Origin of the sequence: Paenibacillus helianthi (assembly GCF_001909055.1) — a bacterium.
GTDB classification, from domain to species: domain Bacteria; phylum Bacillota; class Bacilli; order Paenibacillales; family Paenibacillaceae; genus Paenibacillus_AQ; species Paenibacillus_AQ helianthi.
This window is the reverse complement of sequence record NZ_LVWI01000073.1, coordinates 15,808-32,776: the sequence shown is the minus strand read 5'-3', so window position 1 is coordinate 32,776 and position 16,969 is coordinate 15,808. Positions and strand designations below refer to the sequence as shown.

Below are 16,969 nucleotides of genomic sequence, written 5' to 3'. Positions count from 1 at the left end.
ACTGTACCAGTTGCTCCAGACCTGTTCGTGTATTGGAGAATACACAATCTTTCCCCAGTTCAATTCCCCGAAAGTCAATGGCTCGGGCCACATGGGTTTCCTTAGCGATGTCTGCCCCTACGACAAGGGTCTTGTCGGAAATTCTCATAATCCGTTGATTCTGTTTCTTCGATTGTTTATACTTCATGTTGAGTGCCTCCTGCGCTGGAATTTGTTCTCTGGACGGAACGTTTCCCAGTATACAGCTGGCGCTTTTTTCATTCAAACCTCAAATTAATTCATTACAGGAATGGCTCCTTTCATATATATCTTTTCATTTATATCGGTATTATTAAGCTTTTTATAAGATAGCCCCTTGATCTAAGCTCCTCTTCAGTGCAGTTATCATAACAACTTATATAATAGGAAGCGTTGTATCTATCCGTCTCTTTCATCTTAAAACAATGTCAGTTCATCCGATAGAATTCTCCCCAGAAAACTGCGGCGGTGCATGGGAGTCGGTCCCAGAGCCAGGATCTGTTCTCTATGGAGTTTAGTCGCATAACCTTTATGTATTTTAATACCGTAATCCGGATATAACTCTTCCCACAGGCCTTCGCACAGCCGGTCACGTGTAACCTTGGCCACTATAGAAGCAGCGGCAATAGACTGGCTATTGGCATCCCCTTTGATAATCGCACGCTGTGGCAAGGGAAGATCTACCTTTTCTGCATCGATCAGCATATAGTCAGGAGTACTTCCCAGACCTTCTACCGCCTTTTTCATCGCCAGCCTGGAAGCCTGCTTGATATTGATCTCATCTATGACCATTGAGTCGACATGACCTACACTTACCGCCAACGCCTGCTCCATAATCTGCTCGAACAGGTTCTCCCGCTTCTTCGCTGTTAGCTTCTTAGAATCATCAACACCCTCTATAATGAGGCCTTCCGGTAAAATCACCGCAGCCGCTACCACATCGCCGAACAGACAGCCTCTTCCTACCTCATCAACGCCTGCTATTCTCCGGTAATCCTGCTCCCAGCATCCCTTTTCGTAGCTTAACATATCTATTGAACTCACTGTTCCTCCACCACCAATTCTAAATTCCCATTCCTTGTACAAGCCAGCTTATCATAAGAATACGCCCTGGTCATCCCACTTTTTGCTCAAAATACCCCTTCCAATTTCAGGACCATTCATTCACATATGCATAACAAAAAACCACCCCAATGACTCGGATGGTTCTTCCATTCCTCATGATTCTGTATTTAAGGTGTCTCCAGTGTAAACCGTCCCAGCTTCCCCGCCCGCAGATCATGCAGCAATAGGCGTGAAGCCTTCTCCAGGTCCACCCGGCCACCGCTGATTAGACAACCCCGTTTACGGCCGACAGCTTCCATAACAGCAACAATTTCGTCTGGATTCTCCAGATCCTCAGGAAGCTTCTCGATTCCAAAACGCTCCTGGAAGCTTGCCCCATAATCCTTGACCAGATACTTCACTGCAAAAAAAGCGATATCCTCAATATTCAGGATCTCTTCCTTGATCGCACCGGTTACCGCCAGACGGTAGCCTACATCCTGATCCTCGAATTTTGGCCACAGTATCCCTGGCGTGTCCAGAAGCTCCAGATTTCCACCCGTCTTAATCCATTGCTGTCCTTTGGTAACGCCCGGGCGGTCACCCGTTGCGGCGATGTTTTTGCCCGCCATCCGGTTAATGAGCGTAGATTTGCCCACATTAGGAATCCCGACGATCAACGCCCGACTTGGACGCGGATTCATCCCTTTGGCAATCTGCCGGTCGATCTTCTCCTTCAGCAGCAGCTTAACCTGTTCTGGAATCTCCTTGATGCCCGTGCCAGTAGCCGCATCTACCGGATGCGCAACATGGCCCTCTGCCCTGAAATAGGCCAGCCATTTCCGTGTAGCTTCAGGGTCTGCCAAGTCCGCTTTATTCAGAATAATCAGTCTTGGCTTGTCCCGCAAAATATCGTCAATCATCGGATTGCGGCTGGATAGCGGCAGACGGGAATCGAGCAATTCTATACATACATCAATCAGCTTCAGCTTATCCTCGATTTGCCGCCTAGCCTTCGTCATATGACCAGGAAACCATTGAATGGCCATTGCCGTCACCTCCTTTGACTTCCGTCAACTTAATGTTTAATCATTGTAATATCTTTGACCGGCCAAAAGATCAGGTCTGCACGTCCGACAATATCGCTCAACGGCACATAGCCGATCATCCGGCTGTCCTTACTGTCGGAACGGTTATCCCCCATAACAAAGACATGCCCTTTCGGAACTGTTCCATCCGTAATGTCTTCGTTCGGGAAATTCGTGTTGTTGTACAATGTGTTATTATTATGTGCCTGGTCCATCGCACCTTTGATGTAAGTTTCATTTACCGGTTCGCCGTTCACAGTAACAACATCGCCTTCGACTTTTACGGTATCCCCAGCTACGCCGATTACACGTTTGATGAAATCCTTACCTTCAGATGGTACATGGAACACAATAACCTCACCCCGCTGAGGCGAGCGGATGTCATATAAGATTTCATTGACAATCACACGTTCACCGGTATGGAAATTCGGCCGCATAGAAGGTCCATCCACAATAAACGGCTTGAACAAAAGCCAGCGTATCAAAATCACCAGAATCAAAGCAATAGCGATTGCTTTAATCCATTCCAACACTTCATTTTTGGGCTTGCGGGGATTCTTGCCGTCAGGCTCCACAATTTCACCTTGTCCCTGCTGAAAATCCTGCTGCATAGTTCACCATCCTCTCTATATGCTACCCTCACTATACAACAAAAAAACTCCTGCCAAAAACTCCTCCACGAATACTCCGTCAGGAGGCCTTTTCGGAGAAGCTGATCCTAAGGCATATATGATCTATACTATATTAATAGAAGAATAAACGAAAGGGGCTTGAAATCAAGCCCCTTTCCTTTGCCGCAATATTAGCGACGGATTTCTTTAATTCTTGCAGCTTTACCGCGCAGGTCACGAAGGTAATACAGCTTCGCACGACGCACTTTACCACGGCGAGCCACTTCGATTTTCTCGATCTTTGGCGAGTTGATTGGGAAAGTTCTTTCCACACCAACACCGTAAGAGATTTTACGAACCGTAAAAGTCTCACCAATTCCACCGCCGCGACGTTTGATTACAACGCCTTCGAACAACTGGATCCGTTCACGAGTTCCTTCGATAACTTTTACATGCACTTTCAAAGTATCACCCGGGCGAAAACTCGGGATATCTTTGCGAAGTTGCTCTTGCGTAATTGCTTGTAGGATATTCATTTAGGACTTCCTCCTTCCGTACAGGTGTTCTTGCCTCTTCCGGAGAGATCATTGCTCTCCCTCATTATCCGCAGAGGACCACCGTATTCCACACAACAGAAATAATATTATCATAAACCACCAGAAAAGACAACTTATTTTTCGAGATTCAGAGAGGCATCATATCCCGCTTCTTCGCCTTTACTTTGCAGTCCTTGCACAAGCCGACAACCGTCCCGTTATCCTGAGCATAGAAGATCAGCTTACCGTTTTTCTTTTTACAGGAAGAGCAAGGCTGTTCCTCAGTACTCTGCTTGGCTTTTCGGTGACGGTCCATAGAAATCACATTACTGGCAGTGCTGTTTTTCGGCCTTGAAGATTGTCTTCTTGGGCTGAAGTAACCAAAATATACAACCACACCAACTAACAACACAACTACAACTGCCGCATATTGCATCTGTATCATCCGCTCCCTTGACTGGTGTCAGTCTAATAGTAAACAGACCATCCCGGGCCTCACATGGCGACGATAACACTTCTCCAGCGCTGAAGCAAAGCTTAATCAAGCTGGCTGCAACAGCCCTATATCCAAATATATGTTAGCCGTTTGCTTCAGCCTCGCCAAAAACAATGACTTCACGTTCAAAACATCACTTACATTGTTTATTCTAGCATACCTCTTCAATGAAATGTAGCCGACCAAGGCATCCTAGACTTTAGTCCAGTACAGTAACCCGTCCCCGGCCTGTTTTTCAATTTTTTCCCATAAGATATAGTATGGATTATACATAAGCGACAAGCAATTACGGGAGGGTCTGAAATTGAAAAGAAATCATAATACAGCAATCATCGCGGCGGTCGCCGTTCTCTCTATTGCACTGCTATCCGGTTGCCGGGAGCTGCCAGGCAAAGAAGCTGCGGACCATCAGCTTGAACAGCGATTAAACGGAAATTTCCAGCAGGAAACCGTTGAGACAGTAAAGCAAGGTTTAGGCGAGGCGACCTTAGGTGTGGAGCAGGCTGTTCAGAATGGCGCTGCAAAGGTGGCTGAAGAAATAAAAACGGGCAGTTTGAGCAAAGAGCTCAATATTGCTAAAAAAGCCGATTCTGTATCAGCACTAGTTCTGGAGAATAGCGTTGGTGAAGTGAAGATCATTTCCGGGAACAGCGATTTCATCACCATTAAAGCAACAGTCATCACACACCCCGGTCATAATCAGGAGACAGAACAGAAAATTCTAGACAGCGCAGAAGTTACAGTTCAAGCTGACGGGAATGAGCTTAAGGTATCCACGCATGCCATGAATGAGCCCCAAAAAGATCTATGGACCTGGGCCCAAAAGAAGTATGGCTCTTCCGATTTCAGCATCAATTATGAGATTCAGGTACCTTCAACTATGGATGAATACTATATCAGCAACAATGTCGGAGCAATTCGGCTGCATGGCCTGAATGGCACCTTCCACATAGACAGCAATGTAGGCGCAATAGTTCTCGAGGCTGTACAATTCAGCGGAAAATCAACAGTGAAATCCAATACGGGTAGCATCGAACTGGATATCCGAGGCATGGAGTCTGAAAGCTCACTAATGGCAAGCAGCGATATCGGCAAAATAACTGCTGATCTCAACAGCGGACTCAAGTGCACCGTATCCACTAAAAGCGAGCTCGGTCAAATTACCGGAAGCGGATCCCGAAAAAGGGAAATGAATGGCGGCGGTCCACTCATCTCACTATCCACACAAATTGGTTCTATTACAGTTCAATAGCATATGAAATCAGTGGGGCTGAACCAGCCTCACTGTGACACACAAAAGAAGCCAGTCTCGCCTTGAGATTGGCTTCTTTTGTGTGTCTGGAACTAAATCAGTGCTATAGCCAGCAAAGTGAACAAGCTTAACGTCAGGATCTCACTGCCGTACCCGTAAAACCCGCCATAGTAATTTCCGTAAGGATTAAATGCCGATGTCTTCATTTTACCGTTGCCCTTTGTTTTCAAATATACATTATTTCTATCCACATTCACAATGATTCCTTCATGCCGCTTACCGTCTGTAGTCATGATGCGAACTCTTTTGTTCATACAATGCAGACAATTATAATAGGCTTCCACCTGAGAACCCCTCCTCATTCGTGATTCTGTATGGTATGCGGAGGGGGATAAGCCGGGAACGGCAGTAGCCGTGTGGCAGATAGCAATAAAAAAAATATCTGTGAAACAAAGTACTTGTGAACATTGTGTATCATTTTTGAGGAAAAGGAGTTATTATTATTATAATATTCATAATTAGAGCGCTTACGAAGGATGGACAAATTTAATTTTATCAGAGGAGGCAATTCTCATGAGTGCAGCTGGCAAAAGATTTATCAATGAAGGGGTGCTTCGTATCGCCTGGTTCATCATCTTTGCATCGCTTACCTATACTGTACGGAATTACACATGGGTGGTCGTATTATTTTCGGTAGTAGCTATCTATGCGCTCGGTTCGGGTATTGTGATGCTTGCCAAAGATCGCCGGAACCACCGCGATCACGGTTCTAGGGTTTGAGCCACGGATAACCTCCATACTCTTCCTTAACACTTCCTCTGGACCTTTGGTTCAGCAGGGAGTGTTTTTTATTGCAGTCACAAGCTTACTACGAGCACATCAAAAAGAATCACGTCGCTTCGGTATCTTAACCAGCTGAACGTGATTCTCTTTGTCTCAATGATATCCAGTTGATCGGAGTAACAGGATTTGAACCTGCGACCTCACCCACCCCAAGGGTGCGCGCTACCAGGCTGCGCTATACCCCGACGCATATGTATTGCTGCCCTTTGTTCAATATACGCATTCAACGCAATAGTAGAACTGAAGCGCCTCTGATTTTTACCTTCATTTTATGTATACCGCAGATTTATAATAGTTTCAAGTGGAATTTTCCAAATCTCTAAACTATTTTTTTCTTAAAATTCATGGTTTTTTCGCAGCAGCTATGCTATACTCTTGGCACAAGGAAAGGAGGTGCGTTCACATCAATCATGACATGTTGAACGTATCCCTTACCCGGACCAACGGCTGAAGTTCTAGCCCTGGTGGCGCGGGATACGGATCAAAGTTTTAACTAGCGCCTCGGGTAAAGAGACCGTCTTCGGACGGTCTTTTTTATATTTCAAATCTCTTTATGCCATGCCTTTGATCCCGATATAAAAAACCACTACTCCGGCAGGTCAGCTGAGGTAGTGGTTTTTATTCATACTATATTGGTCTTATGATTTACGATTGGTATAGAAATCGATAATATCATTTACTGTGCGGAGCGGCTCCGCTTCCTTGTGGACAGTGTCCACGTCTGGCTTGAATTCTTCACGCGTATTCGTAGTCACTAATGTTCATTCCTTTCGATAGTTGAAATAGCTGTATCTGAGCTTCATTTCCGTCGCCTCTTCTAATTACCCAAAAAACAGGATTGTAACGCACATCTGCTCGCATTTTTTTTTAGATATTCTATGGGTCTCATTTTCCTTTCAGCTTTTGCATAGATTTGTATTGCAGAACAAACACAACAAAAAACGCCTCATCAACATAGTATATGTTAACGAGACGTCAAATATTCCATTTTATAGTAAATATCCACTAAAGTGTATTACTGCTCGATCTCTTCAGTCGTTCCAGAGCAGTCTTATCCTTCACCGTCAACTCAGCTGTCTCTAACAGGTCCGGCCTGCGTTCCAAAGTACGCTGTAGTGCCTGTTCACGCCGCCATACTTCAATGTTCGCATGATGTCCACTGAGCAGAATGTCCGGTACCTTCCACCCTCTAAATTCAGCCGGACGGGTATAATGCGGATACTCCAGCAGACCGGTACTGAACGAATCAGTCACCGCAGAGGTCTCATTGCCCAGCGCCCCAGGCTGCAGCCTCACAATCGAATCGATCACTGTAAGCGCAGGAAGCTCCCCCCCGGTAAGTACGTAGTCTCCGATTGACAATTCATCCGTCACCAGATGCTCTCTAATCCGCTCATCGTAGCCTTCATAATGACCGCAGATAAAAATAAGATGCTCTTCCTGTGCCAATTCCTCTGCCATCTGCTGAGTATACGTCTGGCCCTGAGGGCACATCAAAATGATGCGCGGTTTCTTCTGATTTCCTGGTACAGCAAGCACATGCTCCACAGCGGCAAAGATAGGGTCTGGCTTCAACACCATCCCACCTCCACCACCATATGGCGTATCATCCACGCTGTTATGCTTGTTTCCGGAGAAGTCACGGAAGTTAACTGCATTCAGTGAGACGATCCCTTTTTCTCGTGCTTTGCCTAGAATGCTAGTGCCGAATACACCTTCACACATTTCAGGAAAAAGCGTCAGCACATCAATCCGCATCATGGCAGCAGCCCTTCCATCAAGTGCACCTTAATTTTCTTGGCCTGAATATCCACATCTAGTACGACATCGTTGATTACCGGAATCAGGATTTCGGGACCTTTAGCCGGCTTTACCACCCATACATCATTGGCACCAGGCTGAAGAATTTCAGTAATTTGGCCGAGGGGTTGACTGTCGTCCACATCGGTATACACCTCACAGCCGACAATCTGGTGGAAGTAGTATTCATTCTCTGGCAGCTCCACCAAATCGTCACTCGGAACCTTCAGCATGCTTCCTTTATATTTCTCGACCTGATTAATGTTGGTGTATCCCTCCAGCTTGGCAATATACATTCCTTTATGCTCTCTTGCGGTTTCCACGGTTACCTCGAATTTTGGGCTTCCATCGGCGGGAACCACAAGCAGTTTTTTACCCGGTGCAAATCGGACTTCCGGAAAATCGGTAGAGGATAATATTTTGATCTCCCCGCGAATTCCATGTGTATTGACCAGCTTGCCTACATTCAGCTCTTCCGTCATCTGATCCTCTCCTTTACTTATAATTGTACAGTATGTTCCTGCTTATATATTTCAACAAAAAGGAGCCGGGATATACTATCCCTAGCCCCTCATTGAACGCATTCTTTAAGATAAAATATCCACGGTAACGCGTTTATCGCTCTTGACTGCTGCAGATGTGACCACGGTACGGAACGCTTTGGCGATCCTGCCCTGCTTGCCGATGACCTTGCCGACATCATCTGGATGCACAGAAAGCTCATAGACAATCAGGTGTTCCTTCTCCACAGTCCGTACAGCCACATCCTCTGGATGATCCACTAAAGCCTTAGCAATAACTCCAACTAATTCTTCCATAGAGGACCCTCGCAATCAGTCATTATTTCTGTTGCTTCAGCTCATGGAACTTCTTCATCACGCCTGCTTTGGAAAGCAGATTGCGGACGGTATCAGATGCCTGCGCACCTGTTTGAAGCCATTTAAGAGCTTTTTCCTCATCGATCTTAACTACTGCCGGTACTTCAATCGGATTATAATAACCGATTTCCTCGATAAAACGACCGTCACGAGGGGACCGGGAATCGGAAACCACTACACGATAGAAAGGCGCTTTATGTGCACCCATTCTTTTCAGACGAATACGTACTGCCACGAAATTCACCTCCTTATAAGAATATCGAAAATTTTACAATATGTTTGAGAAACCTTTTTCGATCCCTCCCAAACCCTCCCTTAGCCAAGGGAGGGCCCCAAGGGCTCCGCCCTCTGGACACCCGGCTAAGTGCAACTGGCGTGGGCATTCAGACTGGCTCTACCTTGGAATGTTGGAGTAGGAACGCTTGCCGTCCCTGCGGGACACGCTTAACTGCAGCGGTACCTAGCAACGGGTAAAGATTTAACATTTAAGATCAAAAGACTAAGATCAGGGTCAAAAGAATAAGATCAAAACCCTTGATCATCTGATGTTGTACAATGTCTGATCTATATGAAGATCAAAGGACTGAGATCAAAAGATGTGATCAACGGAAAGGGAACTTCATTCCTTTACCGCCAAGTCCTTTGAGCTGCTTCATGGCGTTTTTCTTGCCACCCTTGCCTCCGCCGCCCATCATGCCGGAGAACTGCTTCATCATTTTGCGCATTTCATCGAACTGCTTGATGAGACGGTTAACCTCAGCCACATTGGTTCCACTGCCGGTGGCAATGCGTTTGCGGCGGTTGTGGTTGATGATCTCAGGCTGAGCCTTCTCGGCTTTGGTCATGGAATGAACAATAGCTTCGACGCGGCCCATCTGCTTGTCGTCGACCTTGAGGTCCTTCATGCCCTTGGCTTTGTTCATGCCAGGAAGCATGTCGAGAATCTGGTCGATAGGGCCAAGCTTCTTGACTTGGTCCATTTGCTCCAGGAAGTCATCGAACGTAAATTCTGCATTGCGCATCTTACGTTCCATTTCCTTGGCTTTTTCGGTATCGATGTTGGCCTGTGCCTTCTCGATCAGCGACAGCATGTCACCCATTCCGAGAATACGGGATGCCATCCGCTCAGGATGGAAAGGCTCCAGCGCATCAATCTTCTCACCTAGTGCAGCGAATTTGATCGGGCAGCCAGTGACCGCCTTGACAGACAGTGCGGCACCACCGCGGCTGTCGCCATCAAGCTTCGTCAGTACAACCCCGGTAAGTTCGAGCTGCTTATTGAAGCTGTCGGCAACGTTAACGGCATCCTGACCAGTCATTGCGTCTACAACGAGCAGCACTTCGTCAGGACTTACAACGTTATGAATCTGCTTCAGCTCTTCCATAAGCTCTTCATCAATATGCAGTCGGCCTGCAGTATCGATAATCACGTAATCCAAGTTGTTATCCTTCGCATGCTGAACAGCTTGTCTGGCAATTTCCACCGGACTCGTCTGATCACCCAGCGTAAATACAGGAGCCTTGATCTGTTCACCCAGCACCTGCAACTGCTTGATCGCAGCCGGGCGGTAAATATCGGCAGCTACCAACAGCGGGCGGTGATTCCCCTTCTGCAGCAGCTTAGCCAGCTTGCCTGAAGTGGTCGTCTTCCCTGCCCCTTGTAAACCAGCCATCATGATCACGGTCGGCGGCTTGTTCGACTTAGCCAGCTTTGCCTGGCTTCCGCCCATCAGCTCGGTCAGTTCCTTGTTGACGATATCAATAATTACCATGCCGGGAGTAAAGCTGTCCATTACTTCCTTGCCAACGGACTTCTCCTTCACCTTGGACACAAAGTCCTTGACTACCTTGAAGTTAACGTCGGCTTCCAGAAGGGCCAGCCGTACTTCGCGCATGGCTTCATTTACGTCTTCTTCGGATACTTTACCTTTGCCACGCAGCTTGCTGAACACATTCTGCAATCTTCCGGTTAAACCTTCAAACGCCATATGCAGCTTTCTCCCTTCATGCTACTCTAACCTCTGCAAACGATCCACGAGCTCCGTGAACCGCAGTGTATATTGCTCAGGCAGCATCCCATTCTCCGGCAGTCTGCGCAGTTCTTCTAAGTATTTGTTGCGGCTCTCATGCTTCGTAAGCAATCCCAGCTTTTCTTCGTAATTCTCCAGAACCTGCTCCGCACGCTTAATGTGCTCATATACGGCTTGGCGGCTAATTTCAAATTCAGCGGCGATTTCTCCCAGGGAGAAGTCATCGTGAAAATAATATTTAAGAAACGTTTGCTGCTTATCCGTAAGCAGGCGTTCATAAAAAGCAAACAACAAGTTAATCCGGTTGGTTTTCTCGAGCCTATTCTCCTGACTCATTAAGGGCACTCCCTTCGTCAAGGAAAAACACTTTACAGCTTCACAACGTCCCTTATGATACCTAAAACAAAGAAAGATGTCAAGCCTTTTTGCTTGTCATCTCGTTCTTTGTTCTAAAAGTGTATTTCCCCATGGCGGAGCGCACCCATCAGTGAATTGGCAGCACGTAAAGAAGCACAACAAAAAAGTGGACTATGGTGCCTCCGAGAACAAACAAATGCCAAATTGCATGATGGTAGGGGAATCCCCGCCACACATAAAAAACCGTTCCCAGTGTATACAGCAGCCCGCCGACCAGCAGCCAGGCCATGCCCCCATCTGCCATCACCGCTGAGAGCGGATTCCAGGCAATCACAATCATCCAGCCCATGGCGATGTAAAAAATGGTGGACATGAACAGAAATTTCTTAACGAAAAAGGCTTTGAAGAAAACGCCGAACACAGCTACACCCCAGGCAATCCCAAACAAGGTCCAACCTAGTGTCCCCCGGATCGCCACCAGCATAAAGGGTGTGTATGTACCGGCAATAAACAAGTAGATGGAGGAATGGTCCAGAAATTCAAAGAAGTCCTTGGCCTTCCCTTCTCTAAGACTATGCACCAGTGTTGAATTAATATACAGCAGCAGCATCGTGGCACCGTAAATGGAGAAGCTGACCACATGCCAGGCTGTGCCGTTCTGTACAGCGAAGACGACCAGCAGCACAAGAGCTACTATGCTCAATACCGCTCCAATCCCATGCGTTACTGCATTTGCGACCTCTTCCTTGCGACTGTATGTGTGTGTATTTGCCATTCCACTATTCCTTCCATTCTGCGCTTTCCTTCTATTATATTCCCTTCTGCGAAGTCCTTCCACTTTGCTGCAGACCCTGGGTCTATAAGTTGATTATAGTTTATACAGCTCCGTATATTTAGCTTCTAAATAATCGGCCAGATAATCAGGGTTCAGCGGCTCACCTGTCACCTGTTCAATGATTTGTGATGGAGTCAGGCTCTGACCAAAACGGTAGATTTTGTTTGTTAGCCATTCCTTGATCGGCAACAGGTTGCCGGCGGCTATCAGATCTTCAAGCTCCGGCAATTCCTTACGAAGTGTATTCAAAATTTGTGCGGCATACATATTTCCCAGTGAATATGAGGCAAAATAACCGAAGTCCCCGCCGGACCAGTGAACATCCTGCAGCACTCCCAGGGCATTGCTCGGAGGGGTAATCCCCAGGTATTCCTGATACTTGGCATTCCATACCCCAGGCAGATCCTTCACTTCCAGTCCTTCATTATAAATAAGCTTTTCAATCTCATAGCGGACAATGATATGCAGGTTGTACGTCAATTCATCGGCTTCAATGCGGATGAAGGAATTCGCTACACTGTTGATTGCACGGTAAAAGTCTTCCACTTCGACGTTGGCCAGCTGCTCAGGGAAATGCTGCTGAAGATCTCCGTAGTAGCGTTGCCAGAATGAACGGCTGCGGCCAATCATATTTTCCCATAGTCTGGACTGGGATTCATGAATACCCATGGATGCCCCTTGAGCCAGAGGTGTGCCTACAAGATCCTTGCTGATATTCTGTTCATATAGAGCATGTCCACCTTCATGCAGTGAGCTGAATACAGCGCTTAAGACATTGTCCAGCAAGTAGTTTGTCGTGATGCGCACATCCCCCGGGTTTAGCCCGGTAGCGAACGGATGCACACTTTCATCCAATCTACCAGCTTCAAAGTCGAAGCCCATTTGCTCTAGAATGAATAACCCGAACTTCTCTTGCTGCTCCTTAGGGAATATCTGGGCCAGGAACTCTGTATCGGGCTTATTCTTGGATGCGGTTATAGCCTCGACAAGGGGAACGAGGCGGCTGCGCAGACGTCCGAAGATATCATCCAGCTTCTCAACCGTCAGATCGGGCTCGTACATGTCGAGCAGAGTATCATAGCGGGTGTCCTTCACACCCCAGTGGTCGATAAACTCCTGTGTGAACGCAACAATTTTGCTTAGGTACGGTTCGAAGGAATCAAAATCATCAGTTTCCTTGGCTTCCTCCCAAATCGTCTGGGCATGGGCGGTGAGCATGGAGTACTCCTCATAGCTTTTGGAAGGTATACTCTGGCTGCGCTCATACTCCTTGCGGCAATCTTTAACGATCTTGTTCTGGATGTCGCTTAATTGGGTCATGACTTCCGGGCGGCTGAAATATTTTGTGAACTCGCCCATTTCCGGAGAAGTCTGCAGTCTGAAGATCTCTCCGCTGATCAACCCGATGGTATTGGAACGAATCTCCACACCTTTGCGTGGGGCGCCTGTGCGCAAATCCCAATGCAGTAAGCCAATCGCTTCTGTGTACCCGCTAATTTTGGATAATAGCCCGCTGAATTTCTCCCACTCTTCCTGGACCAGTTGTTCCATGATTGAACACCCGCTTTCTCTATTTTTACCAGCTCCTCTTGATGATACTTTTTTAAATCCTTATAATCAACCGCACCTGCATGAATATGGCTTAGACGAGATTATTCTCTTGTTGCTCTGAAAACAACATTTTTGATCTGAATGAATATACTTTGCATACCCGCTGTGAGCCTTGCATAATGTGTACTGGAGCCATGGTATGGTCAAATTCAGGGAAAGTAGTCTATAGTATGTCACATGATCAGCAAGCAGAAGGGCTGAATGTATTCGAAGGCTTCGGTATCTTAGATAACCGATCCACTCCTTTTCTAGTGAAGTGTCCAGATAAATCACGGAATATTGACGCCGGTTCATTATAATCCGTATAATCAACTTCAGAGGATTATATCTTTAAATTTTAAATAACCCTCAAACTTCATCCAAAGGAGTGTTAGCTGCCTATGTACATTCAGATTACACCTCTTGCCGAAAGGAAGTTGCTAGCAGATCTGAAGGATCAGCCGGGGATATTCAAGCTTTTCTATGACACTGAGGGCTGCGGTTGCGACGGTATCCATGTGCTGCTGGTCGTGAATCAAGCGGAAGCCGGAGATACTACGATAGAGACGGACAATCTTCCTTTTGTTATCAGCCGCCAGCAGGAAATCTTCTATGAGGACAGTATGCGTCTAGATGCAGACGAGCGTATATCTTCCTTCAAGCTGGACAGCAATTCACAGATTTATGGCATGAATATTCTTGTGCGGGATGTGCGGAGCACCGGTATGCCCCTGGAGACCACCGGAACTCTATGCAGCGTAACCACCAAATAATGTGTTAACATCCTTTTTATCAAGTACATATGTGCGAAAAGGGTGTTTAAGGAGTATATTAGGAATTAACATTCTCGGAGCAGGATGCTCACAAAACTTGGCGTATGCTTTCGAGACAGTTTTTCGGGGCTGAATCGGAGGGTGTATCGCTAAAAAAACTTTTAGGAGGCAGCAGGTCATGAGCCAAATCACTGATATTATGGAGTTTAACAAGAAATTCGTCGAACAAAAAGAATATGAAACCTATCTGACCAGCCGCTTTCCTGACAAAAAGATGCTGATCATCACCTGCATGGACACAAGGCTTGTAGAGCTTCTCCCCAAGGCTATGAATTTCAAGAACGGGGACGTCAAAATCATTAAAAACGCCGGTGCCGTCATATCCCAGCCTTTTGGCAGCGTAATGCGCAGCGTTATGGTAGCCCTGTATGAGCTGGATGCGGATGAAGTAATTGTCGTGGGACACTATGAATGCGGGATGGCTTCACTGAATGCGGACAAAATGATCAACTCCATTAAAGAACGCGGGGTATCAGAGCAGGTGTTATCCACTCTGGAGAACTCGGGAATTAAGCTCACGAAGTGGCTGCGCGGGTTTGACAATGTGGAAGAAGGGGTAATTCAGACTGTGGAGCTGATTAAGCGCCATCCTTTACTCCCCCCAAACGTACCTGTTCACGGCATGATCATCGATCCGGCTACCGGAGCGCTTGAACTGGTGTCTGACGGTTACGTGGAGAACAAGGCAACTCTCTGATAATCTGCTGTTTGCGTGGATCATACGATCCGCGCATTTTTTATGCTGGCCATCTATCTCGTCGTAATCATGATTATGTCCTTCTTCCGGCGCAGAAAGGAACGGCGCAGACTTCAGGAACAGGGTGGACGTTACTAATATGGGGGCAACCATTCTTACGATGGATGAGATTATTAATGCCATCTGTATGCATATGGCTGAACGCAAGAGCGTTCGGGTTCAGGATGTCCAGGTGGAGCTTAGCCGGGAAGAAGACACCGGATACACCGCAGAGGTGTGGATCGAAGGCCGCAGCCCGTTCCTGGTGGAGTCCAATATGATCGAAGCAATCCTCCGTTACACGCACAGTGAGTATGGCATACGTGCCTACCGTGAAGATGTCCGACTGGAACTGGATGATGAGATCACGGCGGTTGTGAATACGTCAACTGTATAGTTCCAAAAAAGAGACAGCACCTTGGCTGTCTCTTTTTTTCTGAAGATACTGCTATTCATAAAAATATTGTGTGATTACCCCTGAGCCACCGGCAACATTTACCTCGGCGTATGCTCCATTGATCAGCGTCATTTGCGGAGGAACATGACCATAATCCAAATCGTAAACAACGGGTAACTGCAGTTCTTCGGCCAATTCTTTATATGCATCCTCTGCCGTGTAATTGTCTATGGGTGTGTTGGTGCCGCCTCTGCCGAACATCACACCGGAACAGTTCTCGAACCAGCCGGCCAGCTTCATCTGCACCAGAGAGCGGCGTAGATCAACTGTGTTCAATTCACAATACTCCAGATACCAAATGACCGGTTCCTGATGAATGAAGGCTTCTTGAAAGTGACGCACATCGCCGTAGGGTGTGCCTATGATATGGCGGATGATATCAATGCAGCCTCCAAGCAGCCGGCCCCTGAGAGACACAGCATCACCTGAGACCGTCTTCCACTGTGTTCTGGTATTTAAATGAAATAGGGACGGCGATGGTTCCGCTCCCTCCACCTCCTGATGGTAGTTCAGCGAAGAGCGCTGGACGACCGATTGTCCACTTGCGGTGGATAACACCGTCTGCCACATCGCTGTAGTCTGGTCTGTAACCTTTCCGCGCAAATCTCCAAAACTTGGTCCATGCGCAGTCGCTATCCCTGTCCGCAAGGTGATCACTAGCAGCAGCAGGCTAATATCAGAGAAGCCCAGGACCCATTTGTGCCGCACCTTCCCAAAGTCAATATGCTCCAGCATCTCGATCAGCAGTTCTCCGCCCCAGGGCGGAATGATCAGGTCAATCCTGTCATCACTCATCATCTGATTGAACTCAGTGCCACGCTCCTTGCCGGATGCGGATTTGGCCTTGTCATGCTTATAGACCGTATCGCCGCAAATAACCTGAAACCCTCTCTCCTTCATGCGGCTGCAGGCTTCCCCGAACAGCTCCACAGATCCTGGGCCAACCCCTGCCGAGGATGCGGTCACACCAATGGTTGCTCTTTTTTCAAGTACAGGGTATGTAATCATCTTGAACCTCCTATAACTTACTTGCTTTATACTTAGTCTATCATTCTCCGGTGTTTTCCGGGCAAAAAAAACATGAACTTAGATTCGGCACGCTGCCGGTCATCACGTTCATGTCTTTGGGAATTTGGAAAGGGTCAGATCAAGGATATGGCCAGCAGCTCGAATAGCACCAGCGGCAGAATCCCATTGTTATTGACGGGTCCAGGGTAAGGGTAGCCCGGGCCTGGATAAGGCTGGTAATAGGGATTGTAGTATGGATTGTAATATCCGCGCTCCATATCTGCGGTCCCCCCCACCATGAGATATAGATGCTTGCAGTCCATTCCGGCAATCATTCCTTCATGCATCTGACCGTCAATCATCTGTACATTGACTTGGTGATTAAGATAAGGCTTACAGGAGTGGTGCAGGGAATCGCGGACCCGGTGCAGATGCTGGACAACGGCCGGATCGGCCTGATAGATCAACGTTGCAGGCTGGCCGGACTGATAGAATGACATAGCTTTATAACCTCCGTAAATGGATTTGCTCCATTCTATGCATCTGCCCAGAGCACG

General features: G+C 47.2%; 21 protein-coding genes, 1 tRNA gene and 2 pseudogenes. 6 read left to right on the top strand and 18 right to left on the bottom strand.

The genetic code is table 11. The features are described 5' to 3' along the window. The 6 genes and pseudogenes from A3844_RS26070 to A3844_RS26045 all read right to left on the bottom strand — a co-directional run. Positions 1 to 187, bottom strand: a pseudogene (locus A3844_RS26070) (IS110 family transposase); the annotation flags it as partial. Between the two features lie 248 nt (positions 188 to 435). Next, positions 436 to 1,047 carry a ribonuclease HII gene (locus tag A3844_RS26065; protein WP_074100344.1) on the bottom strand — a complete coding sequence of 204 codons (612 nt, stop codon included), beginning with the start codon at positions 1,045 to 1,047 and terminating at the stop codon, positions 436 to 438. Between the two features lie 203 nt (positions 1,048 to 1,250). Beyond that, positions 1,251 to 2,111 carry a ribosome biogenesis GTPase YlqF gene (gene ylqF / locus A3844_RS26060; RefSeq protein WP_074088054.1) on the bottom strand — a complete coding sequence of 287 codons (861 nt, stop codon included), beginning with the start codon at positions 2,109 to 2,111 and terminating at the stop codon, positions 1,251 to 1,253. A 29-nt stretch (positions 2,112 to 2,140) separates the two neighbouring features. Continuing rightward, positions 2,141 to 2,761 carry a signal peptidase I gene (gene lepB / locus A3844_RS26055; RefSeq protein ID WP_074088052.1) on the bottom strand — a complete coding sequence of 207 codons (621 nt, stop codon included), beginning with the start codon at positions 2,759 to 2,761 and terminating at the stop codon, positions 2,141 to 2,143. A gap of 191 nt (positions 2,762 to 2,952) precedes the next feature. After that, complete coding sequence (gene rplS / locus A3844_RS26050; RefSeq protein ID WP_074088051.1) at positions 2,953 to 3,297, bottom strand: 50S ribosomal protein L19; 345 nt, start codon at positions 3,295 to 3,297, stop codon at positions 2,953 to 2,955. Positions 3,298 to 3,445: 148 nt separating this feature from the next. Next, entirely contained in the window at positions 3,446 to 3,733 is a 288-nt protein-coding gene (locus A3844_RS26045) for a hypothetical protein (RefSeq protein WP_074088049.1), read from the bottom strand. 364 nt (positions 3,734 to 4,097) lie between these two features. Here A3844_RS26045 and A3844_RS26040 point away from each other — a divergent pair, with 364 nt between their 5' ends. Next, entirely contained in the window at positions 4,098 to 5,045 is a 948-nt protein-coding gene (locus A3844_RS26040; RefSeq protein WP_074088047.1) for a hypothetical protein, read from the top strand. A gap of 92 nt (positions 5,046 to 5,137) precedes the next feature. Here the strand turns inward: A3844_RS26040 and A3844_RS26035 are convergent, their stop codons facing one another. After that, entirely contained in the window at positions 5,138 to 5,389 is a 252-nt protein-coding gene (locus tag A3844_RS26035) for a hypothetical protein (RefSeq protein ID WP_074088046.1), read from the bottom strand. Positions 5,390 to 5,618: 229 nt separating this feature from the next. On the opposite strand from A3844_RS26035, the gene A3844_RS26030 reads away from it, so the two are divergent. Continuing rightward, the gene (locus tag A3844_RS26030) at positions 5,619 to 5,825 is read left to right on the top strand and encodes a hypothetical protein (RefSeq protein WP_074088044.1); all 207 of its coding nucleotides are present in this window, start codon (positions 5,619 to 5,621) and stop codon (positions 5,823 to 5,825) included. A gap of 174 nt (positions 5,826 to 5,999) precedes the next feature. Here A3844_RS26030 and A3844_RS26025 read toward each other — a convergent pair. The 9 genes from A3844_RS26025 to A3844_RS25985 all read right to left on the bottom strand — a co-directional run bounded on the left by A3844_RS26025 (position 6,000) and on the right by A3844_RS25985 (position 13,339). Then, positions 6,000 to 6,073 (bottom strand) — tRNA-Pro (locus A3844_RS26025). Positions 6,074 to 6,893: 820 nt separating this feature from the next. Continuing rightward, the gene (gene trmD, locus A3844_RS26020) at positions 6,894 to 7,646 is read right to left on the bottom strand and encodes a tRNA (guanosine(37)-N1)-methyltransferase TrmD (RefSeq protein ID WP_074108946.1); all 753 of its coding nucleotides are present in this window, start codon (positions 7,644 to 7,646) and stop codon (positions 6,894 to 6,896) included. Further along, positions 7,646 to 8,170, bottom strand: a complete 525-nt coding sequence (rimM, locus tag A3844_RS26015; protein ID WP_074088042.1) for a ribosome maturation factor RimM — start codon at positions 8,168 to 8,170, stop codon at positions 7,646 to 7,648. The genes trmD and rimM overlap by 1 nt, the downstream gene beginning before the upstream one ends. A 105-nt stretch (positions 8,171 to 8,275) precedes the next feature. After that, a complete protein-coding gene (locus A3844_RS26010) occupies positions 8,276 to 8,506 on the bottom strand; it encodes a KH domain-containing protein (RefSeq protein ID WP_074088041.1) in 231 nt (76 codons plus the stop codon). Between the two features lie 22 nt (positions 8,507 to 8,528). Continuing rightward, complete coding sequence (gene rpsP / locus A3844_RS26005; protein WP_019910363.1) at positions 8,529 to 8,801, bottom strand: 30S ribosomal protein S16; 273 nt, start codon at positions 8,799 to 8,801, stop codon at positions 8,529 to 8,531. Between the two features lie 367 nt (positions 8,802 to 9,168). Next, on the bottom strand, positions 9,169 to 10,554 hold the full coding sequence (ffh, locus tag A3844_RS26000; protein ID WP_074088038.1) for a signal recognition particle protein: 1,386 nt from the start codon (positions 10,552 to 10,554) through the stop codon (positions 9,169 to 9,171). Positions 10,555 to 10,575: 21 nt separating this feature from the next. After that, complete coding sequence (locus A3844_RS25995) at positions 10,576 to 10,932, bottom strand: putative DNA-binding protein (protein WP_074088036.1); 357 nt, start codon at positions 10,930 to 10,932, stop codon at positions 10,576 to 10,578. A gap of 148 nt (positions 10,933 to 11,080) precedes the next feature. After that, on the bottom strand, positions 11,081 to 11,728 hold the full coding sequence (trhA, locus tag A3844_RS25990; protein ID WP_074088034.1) for a PAQR family membrane homeostasis protein TrhA: 648 nt from the start codon (positions 11,726 to 11,728) through the stop codon (positions 11,081 to 11,083). A 93-nt stretch (positions 11,729 to 11,821) separates the two neighbouring features. Continuing rightward, positions 11,822 to 13,339 carry a carboxypeptidase M32 gene (locus A3844_RS25985; protein ID WP_074088032.1) on the bottom strand — a complete coding sequence of 506 codons (1,518 nt, stop codon included), beginning with the start codon at positions 13,337 to 13,339 and terminating at the stop codon, positions 11,822 to 11,824. Positions 13,340 to 13,458: 119 nt separating this feature from the next. On the opposite strand from A3844_RS25985, the pseudogene A3844_RS32480 reads away from it, so the two are divergent. The 4 genes and pseudogenes from A3844_RS32480 to A3844_RS25965 all read left to right on the top strand — a co-directional run. Then, positions 13,459 to 13,698: pseudogene (locus A3844_RS32480) on the top strand (cytidine/deoxycytidylate deaminase family protein); the annotation flags it as partial. An 81-nt stretch (positions 13,699 to 13,779) separates the two neighbouring features. Then, on the top strand, positions 13,780 to 14,151 hold the full coding sequence (locus A3844_RS25975) for an iron-sulfur cluster biosynthesis family protein (protein ID WP_074108943.1): 372 nt from the start codon (positions 13,780 to 13,782) through the stop codon (positions 14,149 to 14,151). A gap of 178 nt (positions 14,152 to 14,329) precedes the next feature. Then, positions 14,330 to 14,908, top strand: a complete 579-nt coding sequence (locus A3844_RS25970; protein WP_074088029.1) for a beta-class carbonic anhydrase — start codon at positions 14,330 to 14,332, stop codon at positions 14,906 to 14,908. A 139-nt stretch (positions 14,909 to 15,047) separates the two neighbouring features. After that, a complete protein-coding gene (locus A3844_RS25965; RefSeq protein ID WP_074108942.1) occupies positions 15,048 to 15,344 on the top strand; it encodes a YxcD family protein in 297 nt (98 codons plus the stop codon). A gap of 51 nt (positions 15,345 to 15,395) precedes the next feature. On the opposite strand, the gene A3844_RS25960 is transcribed toward A3844_RS25965, so the two are convergent. Together A3844_RS25960 and A3844_RS25955 are read right to left on the bottom strand one after the other, a co-directional pair. After that, on the bottom strand, positions 15,396 to 16,412 hold the full coding sequence (locus A3844_RS25960) for a S66 family peptidase (RefSeq protein WP_074103904.1): 1,017 nt from the start codon (positions 16,410 to 16,412) through the stop codon (positions 15,396 to 15,398). A gap of 134 nt (positions 16,413 to 16,546) precedes the next feature. After that, positions 16,547 to 16,912 (bottom strand): hypothetical protein, encoded by a 366-nt coding sequence (locus tag A3844_RS25955; RefSeq protein WP_074108940.1) that lies wholly within the window; start codon positions 16,910 to 16,912, stop codon positions 16,547 to 16,549. Positions 16,913 to 16,969 lie beyond the last annotated feature (57 nt).

Excerpts from the sequence above, each read along its gene's own strand:
- lepB (WP_074088052.1), bottom strand. The coding sequence starts at position 2,761 with ATGCAGCAGGATTTTCAGCAGGGACAAGGTGAAATTGTGGAGCCTGAC.
- ffh (WP_074088038.1), bottom strand. The coding sequence starts at position 10,554 with ATGGCGTTTGAAGGTTTAACCGGAAGATTGCAGAATGTGTTCAGCAAG.
- A3844_RS25965 (WP_074108942.1), top strand. The coding sequence starts at position 15,048 with ATGGGGGCAACCATTCTTACGATGGATGAGATTATTAATGCCATCTGT.
- rplS (WP_074088051.1), bottom strand. The coding sequence starts at position 3,297 with ATGAATATCCTACAAGCAATTACGCAAGAGCAACTTCGCAAAGATATC.
- A3844_RS25960 (WP_074103904.1), bottom strand. The coding sequence starts at position 16,412 with ATGATTACATACCCTGTACTTGAAAAAAGAGCAACCATTGGTGTGACC.
- A3844_RS25985 (WP_074088032.1), bottom strand. The coding sequence starts at position 13,339 with ATGGAACAACTGGTCCAGGAAGAGTGGGAGAAATTCAGCGGGCTATTA.
- A3844_RS25995 (WP_074088036.1), bottom strand. The coding sequence starts at position 10,932 with ATGAGTCAGGAGAATAGGCTCGAGAAAACCAACCGGATTAACTTGTTG.
- trhA (WP_074088034.1), bottom strand. The coding sequence starts at position 11,728 with ATGGCAAATACACACACATACAGTCGCAAGGAAGAGGTCGCAAATGCA.
- A3844_RS25970 (WP_074088029.1), top strand. The coding sequence starts at position 14,330 with ATGAGCCAAATCACTGATATTATGGAGTTTAACAAGAAATTCGTCGAA.
- A3844_RS26010 (WP_074088041.1), bottom strand. The coding sequence starts at position 8,506 with ATGGAAGAATTAGTTGGAGTTATTGCTAAGGCTTTAGTGGATCATCCA.
- ylqF (WP_074088054.1), bottom strand. The coding sequence starts at position 2,111 with ATGGCCATTCAATGGTTTCCTGGTCATATGACGAAGGCTAGGCGGCAA.
- A3844_RS25955 (WP_074108940.1), bottom strand. The coding sequence starts at position 16,912 with ATGTCATTCTATCAGTCCGGCCAGCCTGCAACGTTGATCTATCAGGCC.
- trmD (WP_074108946.1), bottom strand. The coding sequence starts at position 7,646 with ATGCGGATTGATGTGCTGACGCTTTTTCCTGAAATGTGTGAAGGTGTA.
- A3844_RS26030 (WP_074088044.1), top strand. The coding sequence starts at position 5,619 with ATGAGTGCAGCTGGCAAAAGATTTATCAATGAAGGGGTGCTTCGTATC.
- A3844_RS25975 (WP_074108943.1), top strand. The coding sequence starts at position 13,780 with ATGTACATTCAGATTACACCTCTTGCCGAAAGGAAGTTGCTAGCAGAT.
- A3844_RS26065 (WP_074100344.1), bottom strand. The coding sequence starts at position 1,047 with ATGTTAAGCTACGAAAAGGGATGCTGGGAGCAGGATTACCGGAGAATA.
- A3844_RS26045 (WP_074088049.1), bottom strand. The coding sequence starts at position 3,733 with ATGCAATATGCGGCAGTTGTAGTTGTGTTGTTAGTTGGTGTGGTTGTA.
- rimM (WP_074088042.1), bottom strand. The coding sequence starts at position 8,170 with ATGACGGAAGAGCTGAATGTAGGCAAGCTGGTCAATACACATGGAATT.